This is a genomic window from Serratia sp. BNK-33-b, from assembly GCF_048684565.1.
Classification (GTDB): domain Bacteria; phylum Pseudomonadota; class Gammaproteobacteria; order Enterobacterales; family Enterobacteriaceae; genus Serratia; species Serratia marcescens.
The window spans coordinates 1,926,840-1,948,128 of record NZ_JBLQTZ010000001.1; the positions used below are offsets into that span (position 1 = coordinate 1,926,840).

The following is a 21,289-nucleotide window of genomic DNA, read 5'->3' on the forward strand; positions in this document are numbered from 1 at the left end:
CAGTAGACTTTCCCTCGGTGAATCAACGACCACAGGAGGTGGAGTATGCGCAGCTTGCCGATTCGGTTATCGAATAAAATTGATGATGATCTGAACGATATTGCCCGGCGTCACGGGATGGAAAAAACCGAGGTAATTAAAATGGCGTTTGCACTGATCGCCATTGCCGATAAGTACTGGATGAAACAGGATGGCACTTCTCTTGGCATTGTACGGGAGAATGGTGAACAGCTTGAAGCGGTGGGGCGGGTGGTGGAGATCTTCCCATGAACATCGAAAGCCGTAATCTGCGCGATGAGGCCAGCCAGGTTTATCTGGAGCAGGTCTTGGTCTTACTGTGCGGGATATTCGCCGTCAGCGTGGGCGTATTCGCCGCCCACGCCTATTGGGACAAAAACGAAGCGCTCGGTCAAGTGTTCGAACTGGTCAAGATCGGCGCCTTGCCGCTGGTCACGCTGGTGGTCTCTTTTTACTTTCCCAACAGCGCGTCCAGATAAGGCGCCGCGTCAATGCGACTTCATGCCTGCCGCGGTCATCAGCAGGCGGAACAGCGAGGCGACCACGAACAGCCCCAGCACGCTGGCGCTCCAGATGATCACCAGCCAACCGATGCGTTTCCACCAGGGGGCCGGAGCGGTTGCCGCCGTTTTATCTTGCATAGCGTCCTCCCTCCTCAGTGATAGCCGTGTTCATGGCTGATCTTGCCGCGGAACACGTAGTAGCTCCAGAAGGTGTAGACCAGAATGATCGGGATGATGAACAGCGCGCCCACCAGCATAAAACCGAGGCTCTGCGGCGGCGCGGCGGCGTCCCACAGGCTGATGGCCGGCGGGATCAGGTGCGGCCAGATGCTGATGCCAAGCCCGCTCAGGCCGAGGAACACCAGCAACAGCGTCAGCATGAACGGCGAGTAGTGCGCGCCGCGTTTCACCCCGCGGTGAATGCCCCAGGCGCTGAGCAGCACCAGCAGCGGCACCGGCAGCAGCCAGAACAGGTTCGGCAGCGTAAACCAGCGGGCGGCGATTTCCGGATGGGCGATCGGCGTCCAGACACTGACCGCAGCCAGCACCAGCAACAGGATCGCCAGCAGCGGCGTCGCCAGGTGATACATGCGCGCCTGCAGATCACCGGCGGTTTTCATCACCAGCCAGGTGCAACCGAGCAGGGCGTAGGTCACCACCAGCCCCAGCCCGCAGAACAGCGCGAACGGCGTCAGCCAGTCCAGCGCGCCGCCGGCGTAGGTGCGGCCTTCGACCGGGAAGCCGTTGATCACGGCGCCCACCACCACACCCTGGCTGAAGGTGGCGAACAGTGAGCCCCAGATAAACGCCTTGTCCCAGATATGGCGCTTCTCCGGCGTCGCCTTGAAGCGAAACTCGAAGGCCACGCCGCGGAAAATCAGCCCGATCAGCATCAGCGTCAGCGGGATCGCCAGCGCGTCGAGGATCACCGAATAGGCCAGCGGGAAGGCGCCGAACAGCGCCGCGCCGCCCAGCACCAGCCAGGTCTCATTGCCGTCCCACACCGGGGCGACGGTGTTCATCATCAGATCGCGGTCGCCGCTCTCTTTCACCCACGGAAACAGGATGCCGATGCCCAGGTCGAAACCGTCCATCACCACGTACATCATGGTGCTGAACACGATGATGACAAACCAAATCAGCGGAAGATCGATACCCATGTTCAGCTCCTGTCGTCCAGAGTGTCGTTGACCGCGGACAGCGGACGCGCCGGGCGGCCCTCGGTATTGTCTTCTTGGTGTTCATGCGGCTGCGGCCCTTTGCGGATCAGGCGCATCATGTAGGAATACCCCACGCCGAACACCGAGCAGTAGACGATAATGAACGCCAGCAGGCTGATGCTCATGTGCAGATCGCCGTGCGCGGAGACCGCATCCTTGGTGCGCAGCAGGCCATACACCACCCACGGCTGGCGGCCTATCTCGGTGGTGAACCAGCCCGCCAGCAGCGCCAGCAGTCCGGATGGACCCATCCACAGAATGAAGTACAGGAACGGGCGCGACTGATACAGCCCGCCGCGCCAGCGCAGCCACAGGCTCCACACCCCGGCCAGAATCATCAGCATGCCCAGCCCGACCATGATGCGGAACGACCAGAACACCACGGTGGAGTTGGGGCGGTCCTCCGGCGGGAACGATTTGAGAGCCGGCACCTGCTCGGTCAGGCTGTGCGTCAGGATCAAGCTGCCGAGGTAGGGCACCTCCAGCTTGAAGCGGGTCTCTTCACGCTGCATGTCCGGCCAACCGACCAGGATCAGCGGCGTGGCTTCGCCCGGCGGGTTTTCCCAGTGGCCTTCGATGGCGGCGATCTTCGCCGGCTGATGTTTCAGCGTATTCAGGCCGTGCGCATCGCCGATCATCGCCTGCACCGGCGCGACGATCAGCGCCATCCACATCGCCATCGACAGCATTTTGCGCATCGCCGGGGTATCGCGGCCGCGCAGCAGATGCCAGGCGGCAGAGGCGCCGACGAAGAACGCCGAGGAGAGGAAGGCGGCGGTGGACATGTGCAACAGGCGGTACGGGAAGGACGGGTTGAAGATCACCTTCAGCCAGTCGACCGGCACCACCTGGCCATTGATGATTTCATGCCCCTGCGGCGTCTGCATCCAGCTGTTGGAGGCCAGGATCCAGAAGGTGGAGATCAGTGTGCCGAGCGCGACCATGCAGGTGGCGAAGAAGTGCAGCCCTGGGCCGACGCGGTTCCAGCCGAACAACATCACGCCGAGGAAACCGGCTTCGAGGAAGAAGGCGGTCAGCACTTCATAAGTCAGCAGCGGCCCGGTAATGCTGCCGGCAAACTCGGAGAAGAAGCTCCAGTTGGTGCCGAACTGATAGGCCATCACCAGCCCGGACACCACGCCCATGCCGAAGTTAACGGCGAAAATCTTTGACCAGAAATGGTAAAGCTCACGGTAGGCTTCATTGTGCGTTTTCAACCATAACCCTTCCAGCACCGCCAGATAGCTGGCTAAACCGATGGTGATGGCGGGGAAGATGATATGGAAAGACACGGTGAAGGCGAACTGTATTCTGGCGAGTTCCAGTGCATCAAGACCCAGCATGGCGCCTCCTAGGGTTGAACATAAATTAACCTCTTGAGTATAGCTGTCATTTTTATGTGAAAAGCTTGGCGTTAAGTTAATCACGAAGTACAGTGACTATAATAGTGACAGTTATTTTACTTTTTCATATAACAGTTAATGGTTATGACCCGATACGAGCAGCTTGCGCAGCAGATTAGAGAACAGATCCAGAACCGGGTGTGGCGGGCGGGCGACAAGCTGCCTTCGCTGCGCGAGAGCGGCAAACGCGCCGGATTAAGCCTGATGACGGTGGTGCAGTCTTACCAACTGCTGGAGAGCCAGGGGTGGATCGTCGCCCGGCCGCAGTCGGGCTACTATGTGGCGGCGCGTCCGCAGCCGCTGCCTCAGCCTTCGCGCGGCGAGAAACTGCTGCTGAGTGAGCAGGTGGACATCAACGCCTTTATTTTCGACGTGCTGCAGGCCTGCAAGGATCCGGATATCGTGCCTTTCGGTTCGGCGTTTCCCGACGCCACGCTGTTCGCCCAGCCGAAGCTGGCGCGGGCGCTGAGCAGCGTAGCGCGCAAGTTCACGCCGCACAGTTCGCTGGCCAACCTGCCGCCGGGCAACGACGCGCTGCGGCGGCACATTGCCCAACGCTATGCGCTGAGCGGCATGCAGGTTGCGCCGGACGAAATTGTCATCACCGCCGGGGCGATGGAGTCGCTCAGCCTCAGCCTGCAGGCGGTGACCCAACCGGGCGACTATGTGGCGATCGAGTCGCCGGCGTTTTACGGCGCGTTGCAGGCGCTGGAACGGCTGCGGTTGAAGGCGGTGGCGATCGCCACCCATCCGCAGGACGGCATCGATCTGGACGCGCTGCAGCAGGCGGTGGAACAGTATCCGATCAAAGCCTGCTGGTTGATGACCCACTTCCAGAACCCGCAGGGCGCCACCCTGCCGGAAGCCAACAAACAGCGTCTGGTGGCGCTGCTGCGCGAACGGCAGATCTCGTTGATCGAAGACGATGTCTACGGCGAGCTGTACTTCAGCGCCGAACGGCCATTGCCGGCCAAGGCGCTCGACAGCGGCGGCCAAATTCTGCACTGTTCGTCGTTTTCCAAATGCCTGGCGCCGGGCTTTCGCGTCGGCTGGGTGGCGGCGGGGCGTTATGCGCAGCAGATCCAGCGTTTGCAGCTGATGAGCACCGTTTCCACCAGCGTGCCGACCCAGATGGCGCTGGCGGATTATCTGCTGCACGGCGGCTACGACACCCACCTGCGGCGGTTGCGCCGCCTGCTGGCCCAGCGCCAAAGCGCGATGCGTCAGGCGATCGCCCACCATTTCCCGCCGACGGTGAAGGTCAGCCAGCCCGACGGCGGTTACTTCCTGTGGCTGGAGCTCGATCCGGCGCTGTCGTCGATGGAGCTGTACCGGCGGGCCCTTTCCCGGGGCATCAGCATCGCGCCGGGGCGCATGTTCACCACCAGCGACCATTTCAACCACTGCTTCCGTCTCAACGCCTCTTTTGAATGGAATGACCGCTTTGAAGAGGCGATAAAAACCTTAGCCAAACTTATTCGGGGGCTGGCGGCGGCCGGCTGAACCGCATTTTCCCCGCCGCTTCGCCCCAGAAAAATTCATAATGCTTTTTTCGGCAATGGAATGCCGGTTTCGTTGTTAGACAGCCCTCCAGCCGCCCATTACTCTGCGATAAATTTTGTCACATTTTTATCAACGGGTAGACGAGGGGCAGTGGGTGAGTAGAATAAAAAACAAGCTAAACAAACTGTTGCGTTATCGGTTGACGCCGCTGGCGTTGATCTGCGCGCTGGGATTGAGCGCCGGCGCGCAGGCGGAAACGCTGGCCGAAGGCATCACGCCGGCCAGCGACGTCAGCCGGGTGCCGGCCGCCGCCAAGCTGCGCAAAGACACCGTGGTGGCGGGCATCTCGGAACCGCAGGGGATTTTCAACCCGTATCTGTTCACCAACGGCTGGGACGAGAACGTGACCGACGTGATCTTCAGCCGCCTGATCGGCCTGGACAGCCAGGGCAAGCCGGAAGGGCGCCTGGCGGAATCCTGGCAGGTCAGCCCCGATAATCTGACCTATACCATCAAGCTGCGGCCGAATCTGGTCTACAGCGACGGCTCGCCGCTGAAAGCCGACGATATCGCCTTTACCCTGACGCTGCTGCACGATCCGGCCTATGACGGCGACACCGATATCACGCCGGCGCACATCCAGGGCGGCGCCGAGTATAAAAACGGTACCGCCGCCGGCATCAGCGGGCTGAAGGTGATCGACGATCGCACCATTCAGATCGTCACCACCCAACCGGGCGCGACCACGTTGCAACTGATTGGCGGGCCGGTATTGTCGCGGGCTTACTACGGCAAAGACTATCAGCGCGGCAAGCTCGACAGCGTGCGCGCTTTCAACGGCAAGCCGCTCGGCAACGGCCCCTATATTTACGACAAGTACGTGCCGGGGCAGGAGATCCGCTTCCACGCCAACCCGAACTTCTACCTCGGCCCGCCGCCGATGGCGCGCTTTATCTACCGCGTCACCAACCCGGCCACCAACTTCCAGTTGTTCCAGACCGGTGAGACCGACTACGACGCCTTTACCGCCAAGCCGGACGATATCGAACAGCTCAAGCTGCTCGGCTTCGCCAATATCAACCTTTACAGCTCAAGCGATTACAGCCGCGTTGATTTCAACCTCAGACGCCCGGCGCTGCAGGACAAGCGGGTGCGTCAGGCGCTGATTTACGGCCTGGATCGGCAAAAATTGATCGCCGTGGTGTACCAAGGGTATGGCAAGGTCGCCAACCAGCCGATTTCGCCGATCTCCTGGGCTTACGACGCCAACGGCATCAATCCTTACGCTTACGATCTCGATAAGGCCAAAAAGCTGTTGGACGAGGCTGGCTGGCAGGTGGGCGCTGACGGCATCCGGCAGAAAGACGGTAAAAAGCTGGAGCTGACGCTGCTGGTGACCAAAAAGCTGATCAACGACGCGCTGGTGCCGATCGCCAAGGATAACTACCGCCGGCTCGGCGTGGTGCTGAAACCGCAGGTATTGGATTTCAACGCGCTGCTGGCGCAGCGCAAGGCGGGCAATTACGACCTGGCGTCCCTCAGCACCAGTACGCTGAACGATCCGCACGACGGCGTGCGCGATTTCATCAGCCGCGAGAGCGAGACCGGCTACCATAACCCACAGGTGGATGCGCTGATCGCCAGGGCCAACGCCACGCTGGATATCGCCCAGCGCAAGCCGCTGTACCACCAGTTGTATCAGGCGCTGTCGGACGATCCGCCGGTGATCCTGCTTGGCAACCGCGAGATTTTGAGCGCCAGCAGCGCGCGCGTCACCGGCTTTAAACCGGATATCTATAACGGATTGGTCGGCAGCCTGCCGAACGTCAAACCGGCGCCGTAACGCCCTGACGCCGCCGCGCTATTCCGGGCGGCGGCGATGGAACCCGCGATGAGAAACTTTATCTTGCGCCGTCTGTTGCAGACTATCCCGATGCTGTTGTTGGCTTCCTTGCTGATTTTTTGCATTTTCGCCCTGGCGCCCGGCGACTTTATCGACGGCAACATCAACCTGACCGCGCAACGCGCCGCCGAGCTGCGGGCGCTGTACGGGCTGGATCAGCCGCTGTTCAGCCGCTATCTGCACTGGTTTGGCCGGCTGCTGCAGGGCGACCTCGGCTTTTCACTGCAGTACCAGATCCCGGTCAGCACGCTGCTGAACCAATACATCTGGAACTCGTTCCTGCTGGCGGCGGTGGCGATGGTGTTGTATTGGGGCATCGCGCTGGCGGTGGGGGTGATCTCGGCGATGAAACCCTATTCGCTGTTCGATCATCTGATCACCGTGGCGGTGTTCGCCGCCATGTCGTTTCCGACGTTCTTCCTGTGCCTGTTGCTGATCAAATGGTTCGCCGTCGATCTGCACTGGCTGCCGGCGGGCGGCATGCTGCGCACCGGTAGCGAGGCGAGCGGGCTGGCCTGGGCGCTGGAGGTGGCGGCGCACCTGCTGTTGCCGGTGCTGGCGCTGGTGATGCTGCAGGCCGGCAGCCTGACGCGCTATTTCCGCGCCAGCATGCTGGAGGTGATCCGCATGGACTATATTCGCACCGCGCGCGCCAAAGGGCTCAGGGAGAAAACGGTGATCCTCAAACACGCGCTGCGCAATGCGCTGTTGCCGATCATCACCCTGCTGGGGTTCGAGCTGCCGGGATTGTTCTCCGGCGCGCTGATCACCGAAAAAATCTTCAACTGGCCGGGCGCCGGACATATCCATATCGATTCGCTGGCGGCGCGTGATTACCCGGTATTGATGGGGTTCACGCTGTTTCTGGCCGCCTTGACCATTCTCGGCAATCTGCTGGCGGACATTCTGTACGCCTACGCCGATCCACGCATTCGCTTGAGGTAACACGATGTTGGCTACGTTGTTTTCCGGCCGCCGTCGCCGCTGGCGCCAGGCGCAACTGCCGGCGCTGGCGCAACTGTCGCCACCGCCCGCGGCGCAGGCCTGGCGACGGCTGCGCCGCCACCGGCCGGCGATGATTTCGCTGGCGTTGCTGGTGCTGTTGGCGTTGCTGTGCCTGATTGGGCCGTCGTTGTCGCCGTGGCGCGACGATGCCGGCGATGTGCTGAATATCAATCAGGCGCCCAGCGGCGCGCACTGGTTGGGCACCGACTTTCTCGGCCGCGATATCTGCACCCGGCTGCTGCTGGCGGGGCGGATATCGCTGACCATCGGCCTGGTGTCGATGCTGCTGTCGGTGACGCTGGGCTACGTGCTGGGGGCGCTTTCCGGTTATCTGGGCGGCGTGGCGGATCGGCTGATCATGCGCTTCGCCGATCTGCTGATGACCATTCCCGGCCTGCCGCTGTTGATCATCATGGGCGCGATGCTGACCGAACTCGATGTGTCGCCGGACTACCGCATCTACATGGTGATGATCATGCTGAGCCTGCTGGGCTGGCCGTCACTGGCGCGGCTGGTGCGCGGCCAGATCCTGTCGCTGCGCGAGCGGGATTTCATGTTGGCCACCGAAGTGCTGGGGCTCTCCACCCGGCGGCGCCTCTTCGGCCATCTGTTGCCCAATACCGTGCCGATTTTGGTGGTGGTCGCCACCATGGCGGTGGCCAACGCCATCCTCAGCGAGTCGGCGTTGAGCTACCTTGGGCTGGGCGTGGTGCCGCCGACGCCGTCGTGGGGCAACATGATGGACGCCGCCAACAGCCTGATCGACTTTCAGCGCCGCCCTTGGCTGTGGATGCCGCCGGGGCTGGCGATCTTCGTCACCGTGGTGGCGATCAATATCTTGGGCGACGGCCTGCGGGACGCGCTCGATCCGAAAATGAGCGGGGTAAAACGATGAGTCAACCGCTGGTGGCGTTCGACCGACTGTCGGTGTCGTTTCAGGGCGAGCAGGGGCCGGTGCGGGCGGTGCAGCAGGTCAGCCTGGAACTGCAGGCCGGGCAAACGCTGGGGATCGTCGGCGAATCGGGCTGCGGCAAAAGCGTGACCGCCATGGCGCTGATGGGGCTGTTGCCGCAGCCGCTGGCGCAGGTAGACGGCGGTGAGATTCGCTTTGAAGGGCAAAACCTGCTGTCGCTACGGGCATCCAAGATGGCGGATCTGCGCGGCAACCGGCTGGCGATGATTTTTCAAGAGCCGATGAGCGCGCTTAATCCGGTGTTGACCCTCGGCGAACAACTGGTGGAGCCGCTGATCAGGCACTTGCTTCTGTCGCCGAAAGCGGCCTGGCGTCAGGCGGTGCAACGGCTGGAGGAGGTGGGGTTGGCGCGCGCGGAGGCGCTGATGCGCTGCTACCCGCACCAGCTTTCCGGCGGCATGCTGCAGCGCGTGATGATCGCCATGGCGATAGGGTGCCGGCCGGCGCTGCTGATCGCCGATGAACCGACCACGGCGCTCGACGTCACGGTACAGGCGCAAATCCTGGCGTTGCTGCGCGAGCAGAGCCGGCGACACAATATGGCGATGATCTTGATCACCCACGATCTGGGGGTGATCGCACAAATGGCGGATCGGTTGGCGGTGATGTACGCCGGGCGCGTCGTCGAGCAGGGCACGACGCGGGAAGTGCTGGCCGAACCGCGGCACCCTTATACTCAAGGGCTGATCGCCTCGCGGCCGGTGCCGGGACAGCGGCGTCGCCGTTTGTACTCCATTCCCGGCCAGGTGCCGGATCTGGCGCGGCTGCCTGAACACTGCGCGTTTGCCGAGCGCTGCGCGCAGGCCACCGCGCGCTGCCGCGATGGCATTCCGCCGCTGTACGGGACTCAGCAGCGCCAATCCGCCTGCTTCCTCAACGCCGGAGGGCGCCCGCATGTCGACTGAACCCTTGGTGGAAGTGAAAGGGTTAAAGAAATATTTCCCGCTGCGCGACGGGCTGTTCGGGCGCACCACCGGCCAACTGAAGGCGGTGGACGACGTCAGCTTCAGCATCCGCAAGGGCCGCGTTTTCGGACTGGTGGGCGAGTCCGGCAGTGGCAAAACCACCGTCGGCCGCACGCTGCTCGGCCTGCACGATAAAACCGCCGGCGAGGTGCTGTTCAAAGGGCAGGCGCTGGATAGCCTCAACAAAGACGCGCTGCGCGCCCTGCGGCCGAAAATGCAGCTGGTGTTTCAGGATCCGTACAGCTCGCTGAACCCGCGTCTGCGCGTGGGCGACGCCATCGGCGAAGCGCTGTTGCAGCACGGCCTGGCAAGCAAGGCGGAACTGCGCGAACGGGTGCTCGATACCCTGGCGATCTGCGGGCTGTCGCCGCAGCATTACGGGCGGTTTCCACATGAGTTTTCCGGCGGCCAGCGGCAGCGCATCGGCATCGCGCGCGCGCTGATCCTGCAACCGGAATTTATCGTCGCCGATGAACCGATATCGGCGCTCGACGTGTCGATCCAGGCGCAGATCATCAATCTGTTTTCCGATTTGCAGGAACGGCAGGGGGTGACGCTGCTGTTTATTTCGCACGATCTCGGCGTGGTGGAGCATCTGTGCCAGGACGTGGCGGTGATGTATCTGGGGCAGATCGTCGAGAGCGCCGACCGCGATTCGCTGTTTCGCCAGCCGCTGCATCCCTACACGCAGGCCTTGTTGGCGGCGGTGCCGACGTTGGATGCGCAACGTTCGCCGGCGTGGGCGGCCGGCGGCGAGCCGCCGAACCCCGCCAACCCGCCGCGCGGCTGCCGTTTCCATCCCCGCTGCCCGCTGGCCACGGCGCAATGCCGTGAACAGGCGCCGCATCTGCGCAGCGTGGCTCCCGGCCATCAGGTGGCTTGCCACGTGGTTGGCTAGCGTCAGGACAGATAGTGCTTCAACGCGCGCCCGGCCTGGTGGATCGCCGAATGCACCGCCGGGACGTGGGCGAGCGGATTCAACAGGCCGTAATCGTGGATCAGGCCGTTGTAGCGGGTGGCGGTGACCTCGACGCCGGCGGCGTCAAGCAGACGCGCGTAAGCTTCCCCTTCATCGCGCAACACGTCCAGCTCGGCGGTTTGCACCAGCGCCGGCGGCAAGCCCCGCAGCTGTTCCGACGTGGCGTTGAGCGGCGAGGCGTAGATGTTTTTGCGCTGCGCCTTATCGGGCGCATAGCTGTCCCAAAACCACTTCATCATGTTGCGGGTCAGGAAATGGCCTTCGGCGAACTGATGATAGGAATCGGTATCAAAATGGGCGTGCGTGACGGGCCACAGCAGGATCTGGCAACGCAGCGCCGGTATGCCTTTCTCTTTGGCCATCAGGCTGACCACCGCCGCCATATTGCCGCCGACGCTGTTGCCGACCACCGCCAGCCGTGACCCATCGACGTTGATTTTTTCGCCGTACTCGGCCACCCATTCCGTGGCGGCATAGGCCAGATTGATCGCCTGTGGGTAATGCGCTTCCGGGGAACGGGGGTAGTTGACGAACACCGCCGCCGCGCCGGAGCTGTAAACCAGATCGCGCACCAGCCGTTCATGGGTGGGAAAATCGCCCAGCACCCAGCCGCCGCCGTGAAAGAACATGAATACCGGCAACGCCTCCTTGACCCTGGCCGGTCGCACCAGATGCAGCAGAATATCCTGGCCCTCAACGTGGATGGTTTTCTCGCTGATTTCCACCTCGCGCAGCGGCACCTCGACGCTGCGTTGCGCGTCCTCCAAAACCCTGCGCGCCTCTTTGGGCTTCATCTGCTCCATGGGTTTACCGCCGGCGGCATTCAGCGCGTCGAGAAACGCGCGGATGTCGTGTTGGGCGTGCGGCTGGCTGAGATCGACGGTTTTCTTGGGCATGGTGGCTCCTTGTGCGCAGAAGAGAAGGGGCGGTCAGGATCACAGTGTAGCCGCTGGCGTACAAAGCAGGAACCGCGGTCAACGCGGCTCCTTTATCGGGTGGCGTCGCTGCCGCGTTGCACCATGCTGGCGCGCCGCCGCACCCGATGGGGGCAAAAAGTGTGATAGCGAGCAAATTGGGTGAAATTATTTTTGCGAGCCCGATCAGAAATCCTGAAGTTTTTCGTAATTGAATAGGATTTCGCACGCAATGATGATTTTAGGCCTTATTTTTTAATTTATGCATTACCAATGCATAGAAAATGAATAAATATTCACTATAAGCCGTTGTTTTAACGTAAAAAATAGCAAAATCCGGCAAAAATCCCGTTTTGGCACGATAGCTGCTCTACACTCTTTATCAAACGACATGTATTTTAACTGCTCGTTAACATTTACTCCCCGCTCAGGGACCGGATATACGCCATAAATAGTGAAAAACCGATTTTATGTAACAGATTTGTTTCTAAATCAGCGGTGAGGGACAGCATTTTCTCCGCCGCGAAAGTCGGTTTTGAACAACGGTTTTTTTGCATTGTGGCGGTCTAACCGGGCTTGAGCGGCCCTTACAGTCAAAATTCAGCCTTTGCTGAGATTATGAGGTCACTATGGAACAGCCAATCGCAGTTACCCGCCAGTCTTTCGACGACTGGATGGTCCCGGTTTATGCCCCTGCCGATTTTATTCTGGTGCGTGGCGAAGGATCGCAGGTGTGGGATCAGCAGGGTAAGTCTTACATCGATTTCGCCGGCGGCATCGCGGTTAACGCGTTGGGCCATGCGCACCCGGCGGTCAAGGCGGCGCTGGTGGAGCAGGCGGGCAAACTGTGGCATCTGGGCAATGGTTATACCAACGAACCGGTACTGCGTCTGGCCAAAAAACTGATCGACGCCACGTTCGCCGACAAGGTGTTTTTCTGTAATTCGGGTGCAGAAGCCAACGAAGCGGCGCTGAAACTGGCGCGCAAGCATGCGCACGACCAGCACGGCGCCGGTAAAGATCAGATTGTGGCGTTCAACAACGCGTTCCACGGCCGTACGCTGTTCACCGTTTCCGCCGGCGGCCAGCCGAAATATTCGCAGGATTTTGCGCCGCTGCCGGGCGGCATCACCCATACGCCGTATAACGATCTGGCCGCAGCGGCCGAGCTTATCAACGATCGCACCTGCGCGGTGATCGTCGAGCCGATCCAGGGCGAGGGCGGCGTGCTGCCGGCGGAGGCCAGTTTCCTGCAGGGGCTGCGTGAACTGTGCGATCGTCATAACGCGCTGCTGATCTTCGACGAAGTGCAGACCGGCGTCGGCCGCACCGGCCACCTGTATGCCTACATGCAGTACGGCGTGGTGCCGGACGTGCTGACGACCGCCAAAGCGCTGGGCGGCGGCTTCCCGATCGGCGCGATGCTGACCACCGATGCGCTGGCGAAAACGCTGGGCGTCGGCACCCACGGCACCACCTACGGCGGCAACCCGCTGGCGACGGCGGTGGCGGGGGAAGTGTTCTCCATCATCAACACGCCGGAAGTGCTGGAAGGCGTCAAGCAACGTCACCAGTGGTTCATCGACGGGTTGAACGACATCAACCGCCAGTACCCGATCTTCGCCGAGATCCGCGGGGGCGGTTTGCTGATCGGCTGCCAATTGAAGAAAGATTATGCCGGCAAAGCGAAGCAGATCACCCAACTGGCCAACGAAGAAGGCGTTATCGCGCTGATCGCCGGCCCGGACGTGGTGCGTTTCACGCCGTCGCTGATCATCCCTGAGCAGGATGTGAAAGAGGGGCTGGCGCGATTCGCGCGCGCCGTGGCGCGCATTTGCAGCTAATCAGCGGGCTGCGCCTTCACCGGCGCAGCCTGATTCAGAAGAGGTTCGCATTATGATGATTATTCGCCCTATAGAGCGTCGCGATCTGGCGGATTTACTGACGCTTGCCGGTAAATCCGGCATCGGTCTCACTTCACTGCCGCAGAATGAAGATACCTTGTCGGCACGCATTGAGCGGGCGTTAAAAACCTGGCAAGGCGAACTTCCGCAAAGTGACCAGTGTTATTTGTTCGTGTTGGAAGACAGCGAGCGCCGGCAGGCGGTGGGGGTCTGCGCGATCGAAGTGGCCGTCGGCCTGGCGGAACCCTGGTACAGCTTCCGCGTCGGCACGCAGGTGCACGCTTCCAAACAGCTGAACGTCTATAAGTCGGTGCCGACGCTGTTCCTGAGCAACGACCATACCGGGCATTCGGAACTGTGCACGCTGTTCCTCGATCCGGATTATCGCCACGGCGAGAACGGCAAACTGCTGTCGAAGGTGCGTTTCCTGTTTATCGCCGCGTTCCGTGAACGCTTCTCCCGCCGTCTGATCGCCGAGATGCGCGGTTTCTCCGATGAAAACGGCCGTTCGCCGTTCTGGGAGAGCGTCGGCCACCGTTTCTTCTCCATCGAGTTCGCCAAGGCGGACTACCTGAGCGGCACCGGGCAAAAGGCGTTTATCGCCGAGCTGATGCCGAAACACCCGTTGTATGTCGATTTTCTGGCCGAAGATGCGCAGAAAGTGATTGGCGAAGTGCACCCGCAAACCCTGCCGGCGCGCCGGTTGCTGGAGGCGGAAGGCCTGAGCTATCAGGGCTACGTCGATATCTTCGACGGCGGTCCGACGCTGGAAGCGGAGATCGACCATATCCGCGCGGTCAAGCAGAGCCGCCTGGTGAAAGTGGTGCTGGATGACACGCCGATGCGCGCCGATGCGCCGGTGCATCTGGTGGCCAACGACAACTATCAGAATTACCGCGCACTGTTGGTCAATGCCGATCTGTATGACGACCGCCTGCATATCAACGCCGCCACCGCTGCGGCGCTGGGCGTCGAACAGGGCAGCCCGGTGCGGGTGCTCCCCCTTATTGCACAGGAGAAAGCATGATGTCCCATCCTGCTCTGTTGATTAACGGCGTCTGGCGGCAGGGCCGCGGCGCCGAGTTCGGCAAGGCCGATCCGGTCGGCAACCAGCCGCTGTGGCGCGCTAACGCCGCCGACGCCGACGACGTCGCCGCCGCCTGCGAAGCCGCGCGCGCCGCGTTCCCCGCTTGGGCGCGCACGCCGTTCGAGCAGCGCGAACAGCTGGTGAAACGCTTCGCCGCCTTGCTGGAAGAACACAAGCAGTCGCTGGCGGAAACCATCAGCCGCGAGACAGGCAAGCCGCGTTGGGAAACGCTGACTGAAATTCAGGCGATGATCGGCAAAGTGGGCATTTCGCTGCAGGCCTATCAGACGCGCACCGGTTTTAGCCAGACGGCGATGGCCGACGGCGCTTCGGTGCTGCGCCACCGTCCGCACGGCGTGCTGGCGGTGTTTGGGCCTTACAATTTCCCCGGCCATCTGCCGAACGGCCATATCGTGCCGGCGCTGTTGGCCGGTAACTGCGTGGTATTCAAACCGAGCGAGCTGACGCCGTTGACCGCCGAGGAGACCCTGAAACTGTGGCTGCGGGCCGGTCTGCCGGACGGGGTGATCAATCTGGTGCAAGGCGGCCGCGAAACCGGCGAAGCGTTGGCGGCCAGTGCGGATATCGACGGTCTGCTGTTCACCGGCAGCGCCGGCACCGGCTATCACCTGCATCGCCAATTGGCGGGGCAGCCGGAGAAGATCCTGGCGCTGGAGATGGGCGGCAACAATGCGCTGATCGTCGACGGCTTCGAGGATCGCGACGCGGCGGTCAACCTGGCTATCCAGTCGGCGTTTATCTCCGCCGGCCAACGCTGCACCTGTTCGCGTCGGATTCTGGTGAAGCAAGGGGCGGAAGGCGACGCTTTTATCGCGCGTTTGGTTCAGGTGGCGGGCGAACTGCGCGTCGGCCGTTGGGATGCCGAACCGCAGCCGTTCATGGGCGGGGTGGTGTCGGCGGCCGCGGCGGAAAACATGCTGAAAGCGCAGCAACGTTTGCTGGCGCTGGGCGGCAAATCGCTGCTGAGCATGCGTCTGCTGGAGCCGGGCAGTTCGCTGCTCAGCCCGGGCATCGTCGATCTGACCGGCGTGGCCGGCGTACCGGACGAAGAGTATTTCGGGCCGTTGACCACCATCGTGCGTTATCGCGATTTTGACGAGGCGCTGCAGCTCGCCAACCGGACGCGCTACGGCCTGTCGGTGGGGCTGGTATCGCCGCAGCGCGAGCTGTTCGAGCGGCTGTTGCTGGAAGCGCGCGCCGGCATCGTCAACTGGAACAAGCCGCTGACCGGGGCGTCTAGCGCGGCGCCGTTCGGTGGCGTGGGGGCCTCCGGCAACCATCGCCCAAGCGCCTTCTATGCGGCGGACTATTGCGCCTGGCCGATGGCTTCGCTGGAAAGCGAAAGCCTGTCGCTGCCGGCCACGCTCTCGCCGGGCTTGTCGTTCCGTTAATCGTCTGCGGCGGCGCGATGGCGCTGCCGCACGCTATCCCCAGGGGATAAACATGTCAGGATATGAAGTCAATTTCGACGGTTTGGTGGGGCCGACGCACCACTATGCCGGGCTGTCGTTCGGCAACGAGGCGTCAACGCTGCATCAAAACAGCGTATCGAACCCGAAGCTGGCGGCGAAACAAGGTTTGCTGAAAATGAAGGCGCTGGCCGATCTCGGTTTCCAGCAAGGGGTCTTGCCGCCGCAGGAGCGGCCGCATTTGCCGATGCTGCGTCGCCTGGGTTTCAGCGGCAGCGATGAGGCGGTGCTGGCGCAGGCGATGCGTCAGTCGCCGCGCCTGCTGTCGGCGCTCAGCTCGGCGTCGTGCATGTGGACCGCCAATGCGGCCACCGTGTCGCCTTCGGCGGACAGCGCCGACGGCAAGGTGCACTTCACCGCCGCCAACCTGAACAACAAATTCCACCGCGCCATCGAAGCGGAGACCACCACCGCCGTATTGCGGGCGATGTTCAGCGACGATCGGCATTTCGCCCACCACGAGGCGCTGCCGCAGGTGGCGTTGTTCGGCGACGAAGGGGCGGCCAACCATAACCGTTTGGGCGGTGATTACGCCAAGCGCAGCGTGCAGGTGTTCGTCTATGGTCGTCAGGAATTCGGCGGCGAAACGGCGCCGGCGCGTTATCCGGCGCGCCAGACGCGCGAAGCCGGCGAGGCGATCGCTCGCCTGCACCAGTTGGATGAACAGCATACGGTCTTCGTGCAGCAAAACCCGGCGGTGATCGATCAGGGCGTGTTCCATAACGACGTGATTGCGGTCAGCAACCAGAACGTGCTGTTCCATCATCAGCAGGCGTTCTACCGCCAGCAACAGGCGCTGGATGAAGTGCGCCGCAAGATGGCGACGCTGGACAGCGAGCTGGTGGCGATCGAAGTGCCGACAGAGCGCGTCTCGGTAGCGGACGCGGTGGCGACCTATCTGTTCAACAGCCAAATTCTTACCAAACCGAACGGCAAGATGATGATCGTCGTGCCGGAGGAGTCGCGTCAGCACGCCGGCGTGTGGCGTTACCTCAACGACATGGTCGGCAGCGGCGGCCCGATCGATGAAATCCGCGTGTTCGACCTGCGTGAAAGCATGCGCAACGGCGGCGGCCCTGCCTGCCTGCGGTTGCGGGTGGCGCTCAACGAACAAGAGTTGAGAGCGGTCAATCCGCGCGTGATGATGAACGATCGGCTGTTCGCAACATTGAACGAGTGGGTCGATCGTCATTACCGCGACCGCCTGACGCAGGATGACCTGGCCGATCCGCTGCTGCTGCGCGAAGGGCGCGAGGCGCTGGATGCGTTGACGTCGATCCTCGGTCTCGGCGCCATTTATCCGTTCCAACGCTAAGGGAGGCAGCATGATCGATCTACTGCCCCTGACGCTGGAAGGGAACGAACCCGTCGAATGGCAAGGTGAAACACCGCAGCTGCGGTGGCGCTGGCAGGGGGAAGGGGTGCTGGAGCTTACGCCGCGACAGCCTTACCGCCAGGCGATGGTGATGTCGGCGGGCGTGCACGGCAATGAAACCGCGCCGATTGAACTGCTCAATCAACTGGTCGGCGATCTCCTTGCCGGCCGGTTGCCGCTGACGGCGCGACTGTTGGTGGTGCTGGGCAACCCGGCGGCGATGCGGGCCGGCAAGCGTTATCTGCACAGCGATATGAACCGCATGTTCGGCGGCCGCTACCGCAACTTCGCCGCCAGCGGCGAAACCGTGCGCGCGCAACAGTTGGAGCGTGCGCTCGCCGCCTTTTTCGATGGGGAGCAGGCGGCGCGTTTCCATTACGATTTGCACACCGCCATCCGCGAATCGCGTTTGCCGCGTTTCGGCATTCTGCCCTTTCAGAAACGCCCGTACAGTGAGCCGATGTTGAAGCTGCTGGATGCCGCCGATCTGGATGCGTTGGTGGTACACAGTGCGCCGGGCGGGACGTTTAGCCATTACTCCAGCGAACATCTCAATGCGGCGAGCTGTACGCTCGAGCTGGGCAAGGCGCGGCCGTTCGGCAGCAACGATCTGCAGCAGTTCGCCGCCATCGATCGCGCTCTGCGGGCGGCGGTCAGCGAAGGGGCGCTGCCGGTGCGTGCGGGCGCCGAGATTCGGGTTTTCCGTGTGATGCACTCGTTGATCAAGCACAGCGAAGATTTCAAACTGCATCTGGACGATGACACGGCCAACTTCACCGAGCTGGAACCGGGCATGTTGCTGTGCGAGCAGCCGCAGGAGGACTATCGCGTCGGCCAGGAGGGGGCGTGGATACTGTTCCCTAACCCCAGCGTGGCGTTGGGCCTGCGTGCCGGCATGTTGTTGAGCGAAGTTTCCCGCTCTACGCTGTATTGATTTATCCACGGTGGCGCCGTCAGCGCGCCGCCGTTATTCCTTTCATTATTTTAATCTGCTATTTCCCGCTATTTTTATTCCCGTAAGGCGAGTTTTATTCGTCACGAATCCGTGTCTTTATGCGAATGAATAGAAGGCAGTGTCAGGTCGTTATCTGAAAGCCTTAATTGCCTGGTGAGTTTGTTAAGATAAAAATGTGAAATAAGTAACGTTTTTAATAACCATGCTAATTTTGTTGTTACTTTTGAATCGCGCAGAAAGCACGCAAAACGAAACTGAATTGCACCATAATAGTGCATTGCACCGTTTTGGTTATAACTTATGTGATAAAAAATTCTTATATTCAATGAGTTGAGTGATTTCTTTTTTGTAGTATTTAGTTACACATAAACATGCTTTCTCCTCGTTGTTTCATGAACTTTTTGATTTTAAGTTTTGATTCATGATGCTAATGTCATATCACCCCAGCATTAGGGGAGCTCATAAAATACCAAAAGATAAAATCACAGCCCAAATTATAAATTGGGCGTGACGGGCAGGGTTCTAATTATAATATCTAGGAAAATAAATGATGAAACGCAGTGTATTAGCCTTAGCTGTCGCCCTCGGGGCGATCACCTCCTTCGCCAACGCGGCTGAAATCTACAATAAGGATGGTAATAAACTCGACCTGTACGGCCGCGTTAACGCCAAGCATTATTTCAGCGACAGTAAGTCCAACGACGGTGATATGACCTATGTTCGCCTGGGCTTCAAAGGCGAAACGCAAATCAATGACCAGTTGACCGGCTACGGCCAGTGGGAATACAACGTCCAGGCCAATCACGACGAAGCGCAAGGCACCGCCGGCACCAAAACGCGTCTGGGCTTCGCGGGGCTGAAATTCGGCAACTACGGTTCTTTCGACTACGGCCGTAACTACGGCGTGGTGTATGACGCCGAGGCTTACACCGACATGCTGCCGGAATTCGGCGGCGACTCCTACAGCTATACCGATAACTTTATGACCGCCCGTTCCAACGGTTTGGCCACCTACCGCAACCGTGATTTCTTCGGTTTGGTGGAAGGCCTGAACCTGGCGGTGCAGTATCAGGGTAAAAACGACGGTGACGGCCGCAGCGTGACCAAGCAAAACGGCGACGGTTACGGCCTGTCTCTGGACTATCAGGACATCGGCGGCACCGGCATCGGCGTAGCGGCGGCGTTCTCTGATTCCAACCGCACCAGCAAGCAAAAAGAGCTGCAGTATGGCAAGGGTGACAGCGCTACCGCCTGGACCACCGCGGTGAAATACGACGCCAACCAGGTTTACCTGGCCGCGATGTATGCCGAAACCCGTAACATGACGCCGATCAGCGTCAACGGCACTTCCGGCTTCGCCAATAAAACGCAAAACTTCGAAGTGGTGGCTCAGTATCAATTTGAGAACGGCCTGCGTCCTTCCGTGGCTTACGTGCAGTCCAAAGGCAAGGATATCGAAGGGATCGGTGATGCCGACCTGGTGAAATACGTGGAAGTGGGGGCGACTTACTACTTCAACAAAAATATGTACACCTACGTCGATTATCAAATCAACCAACTGAGCGACGATAACAAACTGAAACTGGCCAACGATGATATCGTTGCCGTCAGCCTGACGTATCGTTTCTAATTCTGCAATTTCATTACCTTCATCCTGTGTCGGGATTGGTAATCAGGCAGGGCGCAAGCCCTGCCTTTGTTTTATCGGGAACTCAGCCTTTTGGCGCCAACCCGACCAGCTCAATGGCGGAACGCAGCGCGGCGAAACGTTGCTGATCCTGCTCCCGCTCTATTTCGGTCACCAGCTGTGAAAGAATATTGCCGCCGGATACCTTTTTATGGTTTTTGATTAACTGCAACACTGCGTCGCCTAACGCCAGGCTGACGTCGCGCAGCAGAGTTTCATATTGCTCGTTGGAATGAGCCGATGCTGGCATGACCTTTCTCTGTCTCTCTCTTCTTCGGGAGCCGCAATTTAGCAAAACAGCGGCCTTATGCCTCGGAGGAAGACGAAGTTTCCGATGAAATCAGAAATTCCTCAGCATCGCGCGGGGAGGAGGTTAAAAATCGGAATATTCGCTGGCTGGCAACCAGAAGCCGTCGATAAACTCTTCCATGGGATAACAGCCGGCGTGTCGCAAGTTCTGTTCCTTCATCGCGACCAGGCATTGCGGCTCGTCGCGCAATATATCGACCACCATTTCACTGCAGCCGCCATCCAGATAACAGACAAACATCACCAATGCGTACATCGTTGCACGCCTCCTTCGTCGAGTTGCCTTGTCTGCAACAGTGTAGGTAGAAAAGCGCGATTTTTCAGCATCATTGCGCGATTAATCGCCATGGAAACGCCGCTGACGACACTTTCGGAATACTCTACCCGTTTCTGACGCCGTAAGCGGATGGCATATCCTTTTGTCGATGCTAAGCTTAACAAGCCTTACTTAAACGCATTACTGCAACCATCAAAAGGAGTGAATATGGGCTTGTTTAACTTCGTCAAAGAAGCGGGCGAAAAACTGTGGGATACAGTCACCGGCAATGCCTCCGCCGAAGATCAAAGCGCCAAACTCAAGGAACATCTCGATAAGAGCGGCCTGCCGGGCACCGACAAAGTTGATGTGCAGGTGGTCGATGGTAAAGCCGTAGTGACCGGCGACGCCGTCAGCCAGGAGTTAAAAGAGAAGATCCTGGTGGCTATCGGCAACGTGGCGGGGATCAGCGGCGTGGAAGACAAGGTGGCGGTAGCGCAATCCGACGCCGAGAGCCGCTTCTATACCGTGAAGAAGGGCGATACGCTGAGCGCGATCTCTAAAGAGATGTACGGCAACGCCAATCTGTACAACAAGATTTTCGAAGCCAACAAGCCGATGCTGTCGAGCCCGGACAAGATTTATCCGGGGCAGGTGTTGCGTATCCCGCAATAACGCATCGGTCTACCCAGGCCCGGTTACGTACCGGGCTTTTTTTTTGTCCTCTGCAATAGGCGTCTCTTATTTCCCTGCGATCTCCATTCCAGTTACATCTCCCCTGTGTACCTGCTCGCTCGCCGGCAGGCGCGGTGTTGACCCTGATGGGGAAAATTGATAGCG

21 protein-coding genes are annotated in these 21,289 nt (G+C 60.5%); 15 read left to right on the top strand and 6 right to left on the bottom strand.

The genetic code is table 11. The annotated features are described in order from the left end of the window. The first annotated feature begins 45 nt into the window (after window positions 1–45). Window positions 46–270 carry a hypothetical protein gene (locus tag ACMGGK_RS09135; protein WP_016927372.1) on the top strand — a complete coding sequence of 75 codons (225 nt, stop codon included), beginning with the start codon at window positions 46–48 and terminating at the stop codon, window positions 268–270. Beyond that, a complete protein-coding gene (locus ACMGGK_RS09140; protein ID WP_143778225.1) occupies window positions 267–497 on the top strand; it encodes a hypothetical protein in 231 nt (76 codons plus the stop codon). The genes ACMGGK_RS09135 and ACMGGK_RS09140 overlap by 4 nt, the downstream gene beginning before the upstream one ends. A 9-nt stretch (window positions 498–506) precedes the next feature. Here the strand turns inward: ACMGGK_RS09140 and ACMGGK_RS09145 are convergent, their stop codons facing one another. Genes ACMGGK_RS09145 through ACMGGK_RS09155 form a run of 3 tightly spaced genes read right to left on the bottom strand, consistent with a single transcriptional unit; the run spans window position 507 to window position 3,084 of the window. Further along, window positions 507–659 (bottom strand): DUF2474 domain-containing protein, encoded by a 153-nt coding sequence (locus tag ACMGGK_RS09145; protein WP_016927374.1) that lies wholly within the window; start codon window positions 657–659, stop codon window positions 507–509. 14 nt (window positions 660–673) lie between these two features. Beyond that, window positions 674–1,681, bottom strand: coding sequence for a cytochrome d ubiquinol oxidase subunit II (cydB, locus tag ACMGGK_RS09150; RefSeq protein WP_016927375.1), 1,008 nt, complete (start codon window positions 1,679–1,681; stop codon window positions 674–676). A 2-nt stretch (window positions 1,682–1,683) separates the two neighbouring features. After that, entirely contained in the window at window positions 1,684–3,084 is a 1,401-nt protein-coding gene (locus ACMGGK_RS09155; RefSeq protein ID WP_016927376.1) for a cytochrome ubiquinol oxidase subunit I, read from the bottom strand. A gap of 144 nt (window positions 3,085–3,228) precedes the next feature. Between ACMGGK_RS09155 and ACMGGK_RS09160 the strand changes: the two genes are divergently transcribed. From ACMGGK_RS09160 to ACMGGK_RS09185, 6 genes are all read left to right on the top strand, one after another. Beyond that, window positions 3,229–4,647, top strand: a complete 1,419-nt coding sequence (locus tag ACMGGK_RS09160; protein WP_420276846.1) for a PLP-dependent aminotransferase family protein — start codon at window positions 3,229–3,231, stop codon at window positions 4,645–4,647. A gap of 187 nt (window positions 4,648–4,834) precedes the next feature. Further along, entirely contained in the window at window positions 4,835–6,490 is a 1,656-nt protein-coding gene (locus ACMGGK_RS09165) for an ABC transporter substrate-binding protein (protein WP_016927378.1), read from the top strand. Between the two features lie 48 nt (window positions 6,491–6,538). Further along, window positions 6,539–7,495, top strand: coding sequence for an ABC transporter permease (locus ACMGGK_RS09170; RefSeq protein WP_420276847.1), 957 nt, complete (start codon window positions 6,539–6,541; stop codon window positions 7,493–7,495). Between the two features lie 4 nt (window positions 7,496–7,499). Next, window positions 7,500–8,450 (top strand): oligopeptide ABC transporter permease, encoded by a 951-nt coding sequence (opp4C, locus tag ACMGGK_RS09175; RefSeq protein ID WP_049299156.1) that lies wholly within the window; start codon window positions 7,500–7,502, stop codon window positions 8,448–8,450. Continuing rightward, window positions 8,447–9,433 carry an ABC transporter ATP-binding protein gene (locus ACMGGK_RS09180; protein WP_033640070.1) on the top strand — a complete coding sequence of 329 codons (987 nt, stop codon included), beginning with the start codon at window positions 8,447–8,449 and terminating at the stop codon, window positions 9,431–9,433. Before opp4C ends, ACMGGK_RS09180 begins: the two co-directional genes overlap by 4 nt. Then, complete coding sequence (locus ACMGGK_RS09185) at window positions 9,423–10,391, top strand: ABC transporter ATP-binding protein (protein ID WP_016927381.1); 969 nt, start codon at window positions 9,423–9,425, stop codon at window positions 10,389–10,391. Before ACMGGK_RS09180 ends, ACMGGK_RS09185 begins: the two co-directional genes overlap by 11 nt. A gap of 2 nt (window positions 10,392–10,393) precedes the next feature. Here the strand turns inward: ACMGGK_RS09185 and ACMGGK_RS09190 are convergent, their stop codons facing one another. Further along, window positions 10,394–11,368, bottom strand: a complete 975-nt coding sequence (locus ACMGGK_RS09190; protein ID WP_016927382.1) for an alpha/beta hydrolase — start codon at window positions 11,366–11,368, stop codon at window positions 10,394–10,396. 647 nt (window positions 11,369–12,015) lie between these two features. Here ACMGGK_RS09190 and ACMGGK_RS09195 point away from each other — a divergent pair. From ACMGGK_RS09195 to ompC, 6 genes are all read left to right on the top strand, one after another. Continuing rightward, window positions 12,016–13,230, top strand: a complete 1,215-nt coding sequence (locus ACMGGK_RS09195; protein WP_015378175.1) for an aspartate aminotransferase family protein — start codon at window positions 12,016–12,018, stop codon at window positions 13,228–13,230. A 52-nt stretch (window positions 13,231–13,282) separates the two neighbouring features. After that, window positions 13,283–14,317, top strand: a complete 1,035-nt coding sequence (gene astA / locus ACMGGK_RS09200; RefSeq protein WP_004934585.1) for an arginine N-succinyltransferase — start codon at window positions 13,283–13,285, stop codon at window positions 14,315–14,317. Continuing rightward, complete coding sequence (gene astD / locus ACMGGK_RS09205; RefSeq protein WP_049299188.1) at window positions 14,317–15,789, top strand: succinylglutamate-semialdehyde dehydrogenase; 1,473 nt, start codon at window positions 14,317–14,319, stop codon at window positions 15,787–15,789. Before astA ends, astD begins: the two co-directional genes overlap by 1 nt. A 52-nt stretch (window positions 15,790–15,841) precedes the next feature. Further along, on the top strand, window positions 15,842–17,182 hold the full coding sequence (gene astB / locus ACMGGK_RS09210; RefSeq protein WP_049299161.1) for an N-succinylarginine dihydrolase: 1,341 nt from the start codon (window positions 15,842–15,844) through the stop codon (window positions 17,180–17,182). A gap of 10 nt (window positions 17,183–17,192) precedes the next feature. Continuing rightward, complete coding sequence (gene astE / locus ACMGGK_RS09215; protein WP_049299162.1) at window positions 17,193–18,176, top strand: succinylglutamate desuccinylase; 984 nt, start codon at window positions 17,193–17,195, stop codon at window positions 18,174–18,176. A gap of 568 nt (window positions 18,177–18,744) precedes the next feature. Beyond that, window positions 18,745–19,827: a porin OmpC gene (ompC, locus tag ACMGGK_RS09220; RefSeq protein ID WP_016927387.1), complete on the top strand. Its 1,083-nt coding sequence runs from the start codon at window positions 18,745–18,747 to the stop codon at window positions 19,825–19,827. Between the two features lie 82 nt (window positions 19,828–19,909). Here ompC and ACMGGK_RS09225 read toward each other — a convergent pair whose 3' ends face one another. Then, window positions 19,910–20,134, bottom strand: a complete 225-nt coding sequence (locus ACMGGK_RS09225; protein WP_016927388.1) for a biofilm development regulator YmgB/AriR family protein — start codon at window positions 20,132–20,134, stop codon at window positions 19,910–19,912. 123 nt (window positions 20,135–20,257) lie between these two features. Next, complete coding sequence (locus tag ACMGGK_RS09230) at window positions 20,258–20,449, bottom strand: YebW family protein (RefSeq protein WP_004934567.1); 192 nt, start codon at window positions 20,447–20,449, stop codon at window positions 20,258–20,260. A gap of 228 nt (window positions 20,450–20,677) precedes the next feature. On the opposite strand from ACMGGK_RS09230, the gene lysM reads away from it, so the two are divergent. Next, window positions 20,678–21,124: a peptidoglycan-binding protein LysM gene (gene lysM, locus ACMGGK_RS09235; RefSeq protein ID WP_016927389.1), complete on the top strand. Its 447-nt coding sequence runs from the start codon at window positions 20,678–20,680 to the stop codon at window positions 21,122–21,124. Window positions 21,125–21,289 lie beyond the last annotated feature (165 nt).

Excerpts from the sequence above, each read along its gene's own strand:
- ACMGGK_RS09135 (WP_016927372.1), top strand. The coding sequence starts at position 46 with ATGCGCAGCTTGCCGATTCGGTTATCGAATAAAATTGATGATGATCTG.
- ACMGGK_RS09140 (WP_143778225.1), top strand. The coding sequence starts at position 267 with ATGAACATCGAAAGCCGTAATCTGCGCGATGAGGCCAGCCAGGTTTAT.
- ACMGGK_RS09145 (WP_016927374.1), bottom strand. The coding sequence starts at position 659 with ATGCAAGATAAAACGGCGGCAACCGCTCCGGCCCCCTGGTGGAAACGC.
- cydB (WP_016927375.1), bottom strand. The coding sequence starts at position 1,681 with ATGGGTATCGATCTTCCGCTGATTTGGTTTGTCATCATCGTGTTCAGC.
- ACMGGK_RS09155 (WP_016927376.1), bottom strand. The coding sequence starts at position 3,084 with ATGCTGGGTCTTGATGCACTGGAACTCGCCAGAATACAGTTCGCCTTC.
- ACMGGK_RS09160 (WP_420276846.1), top strand. The coding sequence starts at position 3,229 with ATGACCCGATACGAGCAGCTTGCGCAGCAGATTAGAGAACAGATCCAG.
- ACMGGK_RS09170 (WP_420276847.1), top strand. The coding sequence starts at position 6,539 with ATGAGAAACTTTATCTTGCGCCGTCTGTTGCAGACTATCCCGATGCTG.
- opp4C (WP_049299156.1), top strand. The coding sequence starts at position 7,500 with ATGTTGGCTACGTTGTTTTCCGGCCGCCGTCGCCGCTGGCGCCAGGCG.
- ACMGGK_RS09180 (WP_033640070.1), top strand. The coding sequence starts at position 8,447 with ATGAGTCAACCGCTGGTGGCGTTCGACCGACTGTCGGTGTCGTTTCAG.
- ACMGGK_RS09185 (WP_016927381.1), top strand. The coding sequence starts at position 9,423 with ATGTCGACTGAACCCTTGGTGGAAGTGAAAGGGTTAAAGAAATATTTC.
- ACMGGK_RS09190 (WP_016927382.1), bottom strand. The coding sequence starts at position 11,368 with ATGCCCAAGAAAACCGTCGATCTCAGCCAGCCGCACGCCCAACACGAC.
- ACMGGK_RS09195 (WP_015378175.1), top strand. The coding sequence starts at position 12,016 with ATGGAACAGCCAATCGCAGTTACCCGCCAGTCTTTCGACGACTGGATG.
- astA (WP_004934585.1), top strand. The coding sequence starts at position 13,283 with ATGATGATTATTCGCCCTATAGAGCGTCGCGATCTGGCGGATTTACTG.
- astD (WP_049299188.1), top strand. The coding sequence starts at position 14,317 with ATGTCCCATCCTGCTCTGTTGATTAACGGCGTCTGGCGGCAGGGCCGC.
- astB (WP_049299161.1), top strand. The coding sequence starts at position 15,842 with ATGTCAGGATATGAAGTCAATTTCGACGGTTTGGTGGGGCCGACGCAC.
- astE (WP_049299162.1), top strand. The coding sequence starts at position 17,193 with ATGATCGATCTACTGCCCCTGACGCTGGAAGGGAACGAACCCGTCGAA.
- ompC (WP_016927387.1), top strand. The coding sequence starts at position 18,745 with ATGATGAAACGCAGTGTATTAGCCTTAGCTGTCGCCCTCGGGGCGATC.
- ACMGGK_RS09225 (WP_016927388.1), bottom strand. The coding sequence starts at position 20,134 with ATGCCAGCATCGGCTCATTCCAACGAGCAATATGAAACTCTGCTGCGC.
- ACMGGK_RS09230 (WP_004934567.1), bottom strand. The coding sequence starts at position 20,449 with ATGTACGCATTGGTGATGTTTGTCTGTTATCTGGATGGCGGCTGCAGT.
- lysM (WP_016927389.1), top strand. The coding sequence starts at position 20,678 with ATGGGCTTGTTTAACTTCGTCAAAGAAGCGGGCGAAAAACTGTGGGAT.